This window comes from Bradyrhizobium sp. 31Argb (genome assembly GCF_043638955.1).
GTDB lineage: Bacteria > Pseudomonadota > Alphaproteobacteria > Rhizobiales > Xanthobacteraceae > Bradyrhizobium.
The window spans coordinates 1-3,629 of sequence record NZ_JBEGDB010000455.1 but is presented as its reverse complement, the minus strand read 5'-3'; the positions used below and the strand labels follow the sequence as shown (position 1 = coordinate 3,629).

Sequence of the window (3,629 nt, the reverse complement as noted above, 5' to 3'; positions counted from 1 at the left end):
AGGCTTCCTCCTAAAAGAAAGCCTTGAATCACGTTCAATCTGATTTGAGAATCCCAAGAGTCCACACGGCCTAGAGTGCGGGAGCTGGCCTGATCGTCAGGAGCCCGCATGTCTATGGCCATCTCAACACTCGGCGGCGTCGGCCTCTTCCTGCTTGGCATGACCGTGATGACGGACGGCCTGAAGGCGCTGGCCGGGTCCGCCCTGCGCACGGTGCTAGCCAAGGCGGCGGCGACGCCGCTGCACGGCTCCTTCTGGGGCGCTATCGTCACGCTTCTGGTGCAGTCCTCCAGCGCAACGACCATGACGACGATCGGTCTCGTCAGCGCGGGCCTGCTGACGTTCCGGCAAGGGTTGGGCCTCGTCTTCGGGGCGAATGTCGGCACCACGGGGACCGGCTGGCTGGTCGCGCTCATCGGCGTCCGCGTCTCGCTCACCGCCGCGGCACTGCCGATGATCTTTGTTGGCGCGTTGACCAAGCTTCTGGCTCGCGGGCGAATATCCGGGATGGGCGCCGCTTTGGCCGGGTTCGGGCTTGTGCTTTTTGGGTTGACGACCCTGCAGCAGGGCATGGGCGGGCTGGCCGAACGGTTGCACCCGGCGGACCTGCCTGCCGTTCTCGCCAGTCCCGAAGCCGGGTGGTGGTCGGGCCTGTTCGGCGTGCTGGTGCTGGTCGTGGTCGGGCTGGTGATGACCGCGCTGATGCAGTCGTCAACGGCCGCCGTCGCGGTCACGTTGTCCGCCTACTTCGCCGGTGCGGTCGGACTGGACCAGGCCTGTGCGCTGATCATCGGCCAGAACATCGGAACAGCGACGAGTTCCGGCCTGGCCGCGATTGGCGCAAGCACCACGGCCAAGCGGCTGGCCATCGCTTATGTCCTTTTCAAGCTTATCGCCGCCGTTATCGCGCTGGTGCTTTTCCCCGTCGTCATCCCTCTGCTCGTGCGTGCCTCGAGCACCGTCGATGGCGTCACGTTGCTGGCCGGGTATCACACGGCGTATAATGTTGTCGGCGTGGTGGTGCTGCTGCCGTTTGTCAACTGGTTCACGCGACTGGTCGAGCGTATTCTGCCCGAGCGTGGCTCGCCGCTCACGCGGTGCCTCGATCCTTCCGCGCTTGCGAGCCCGATCGTGGCGGTGGAAGCGGTGCGGCGAACGATCGCGCGCGCGCTCGCAACGGTATGCGCTTCGATCGAGGCGGCGCTGGCCGGCCGCGCTGAACCGATCCGTCTGGGGAAGGACGCCGCATCGGTGCAGGATGCGGCCGATGCCTTGCGCCAGGCACAAATATTCCTGTCGGATGTGACCGGACCGCCTGAGACCGACGACGAGCAACAGCGTCTCACGAGCACACTGCACGCACTCGACCACGCATCTCGACTGACGGAAATGGCGAATAGCGGAATCAATTTCGGCTCGGTGGGTGGCGGACCGGAGGACATCCGCGCCGCAGAGCTATGCGCAGAAGCGATGCGAAGCGCGGCCGCGATCGCGCGCGGCGTGGCGGCGCCCCGCGCCGCCGGATCGCCGCAGGTCATGCCAGCCTCACATGGCGCCGACGTCATGGCCGGTCCGCGCGCGGTTTCGACTGACGAGGCCATGCCCGAGCTTGAGCGTTGTGCGACGCAACTTGGCGAAATGCTGCGCACCCACCGCAGCGCGACGCTGGGCGCGGTCGCCAATGGAACGCTGACCGCCGACGCGGCGCTCGTTCGCGTCGAAACGGTTCGAAGCCTCGAAGCGCTGTCGCGTCACGCCTGGCGCTCTGCAGCCCATCTCGTCGGTCGCGGTTAGCCTAGCGAGCCTCCCCGGCCGACGACGATCTCGCGGTTGCATCCAATTTTAGAGATATCTCGAAGCGACTTTTCAAGGATTTGCGTTACGTGTCGGGTCATGAGCACCCGACCTACACTCTGCTCGCACGCCTTGGCACTGCGGGCTAGCGAAACCAACCCGTAAATCCCTTCCCAATCCCGCGAAGCAATGGCCGCAGGCGTCCTCGTCTGCGAACGGCGGAACTTTGCCCGTGAACAGGACCGACGATGACCGTCTCTTACTTGAGCTTCCGCGTGTCCTACTCGGCCAACCGGGACTGTGTGATCGTCCTCAAGCCGCGGAGGGAGGCTTACCAGGCAGTCTGCGTTGACGCGGCGACCAGGCGGACGATCCCCATCCCTCCCGCGCGACTCCAACGGAGCCCGGCCACAGGTCTCGGCCGCGGACGTCATCGGCAGGATCGGCAGCTATCGCCTGGCCTCCGCCGCCGTCGACCTCGAGACGGACGAATTGGCAGACCGCAGCCGCCGGTTATCCAGTCAATTGCGGTCGCGCCGGCGTCTGTAGCGCGGACCTTTGCCCGACCGTTTTACGGCTTCCAGGAGAGCCGCATGGTGTCGGCGCGGCGGATTCCGAAATGGCCGCTGATTTTCGGCGGCACATCCAGGTTGAGCTGCGGTATGCGGGCAGCGATCGCGCTGAGGCTTTCCTCCAATTCGGCGCGGGCGATCGCCTCGCCGATGCACCGATGCGCGCCATAGCCAAAGATCGGATGCAGCCGTGGCTGGTTGGTGCGATGAATATCGAAGATATCAGGGCGATCGTAGGTCATCTCGTCACGCATGGCCGACATGGTCGATAACGTGACAAGCTGGCCGGCCGGGATGACAGTCCCGCCAACATCGACATCCTCGCTCGTGACCCTTGCGGTCCCCCCGACGCTCGGCTCGAAGCGCATCGCTTCGGCGACCGCGCCTGAAACCAGATCCGGATCGCGACACACCTGCTCCCATTGCTCGCGATGCTGAAGCAGAAGAGCGACCTGTACTGCGATCGCGACCCTGGTGGTATCGGTGCCACCGACGATCAGCTGGAAAATTTGGTAAAGCATCTCCTCGGGGGACATTTCACCCCCTTCGGTCGCGGCAGCCAGGAACGCGGACAGGAAATCCCCGCGCGGCCTGCGGCGACGTTCGTCGAGGACTTTGTCGACATACTCGCGTAGCCGCTGCCCTGCCTTTTCGACCTCGACGACTTCGTCCGGGCTCAGCCCGAGAAAGAAGACCTTGGACACCACATAGACCAGCAGCATAAACTCCGGGATGTCCTCGCGCGGGAGTCCCAAAAGATCGGCAATGATGCGGGCGGGCAGTTTGGCTGCGAACTCTTCGAAGAAATTGACTTCGCCATCTCCGTACCACTCCTCGATGAGGTCCGAGGCCGCGCGGCGAATGCTTGGACGCATCTCATTGATCGCGCGGGCAGCGAATAATCGTGAGAACGGCGCACGGCGGCGCCGATGCACATCGCCGTCGGCCGTCAGCATGCCATAGTCGAATGCATCGAATATCGTTCCACTGCTGAAGCCCTGCATCTCGGGAAAGCTCGTTCCGCTGGGGAGGAAGCGCGGATCCTTGCTCAGACGGTCAACATCGGAGAAGCGCAGCACGAAATATCCGCCAGTCTCGTGCAGCACCACTGGGTATTCCTTGCGGTAGGTGCGGAACACACCGTGAGTATCCGCTTCAAGTTCCGCCACGGTAAGCGTCGGGATTTCGGCGCTAGGCCGTGTGGACTCTTGGGATTCTCAAATCAGATTGAACGTGATTCAAGGCTTTCTTTTAGGAGGAAGC

At 63.8% G+C, this 3,629-nt stretch carries 2 protein-coding genes; one reads left to right on the top strand and one right to left on the bottom strand.

Going from position 1 to position 3,629, the window contains the following annotated elements:
* Window positions 1-108 precede the first annotated feature (108 nt).
* The gene (locus AAFX91_RS39855; protein ID WP_394570149.1) at window positions 109-1,794 is read left to right on the top strand and encodes a Na/Pi cotransporter family protein; all 1,686 of its coding nucleotides are present in this window, start codon (window positions 109-111) and stop codon (window positions 1,792-1,794) included.
* Window positions 1,795-2,365: 571 nt separating this feature from the next.
* Here AAFX91_RS39855 and AAFX91_RS39850 read toward each other — a convergent pair.
* A complete protein-coding gene (locus tag AAFX91_RS39850; protein ID WP_394570148.1) occupies window positions 2,366-3,535 on the bottom strand; it encodes a cytochrome P450 in 1,170 nt (389 codons plus the stop codon).
* Window positions 3,536-3,629: the final 94 nt, after the last annotated feature.

Excerpts from the sequence above, each read along its gene's own strand:
- AAFX91_RS39855 (WP_394570149.1), top strand. The coding sequence starts at position 109 with ATGTCTATGGCCATCTCAACACTCGGCGGCGTCGGCCTCTTCCTGCTT.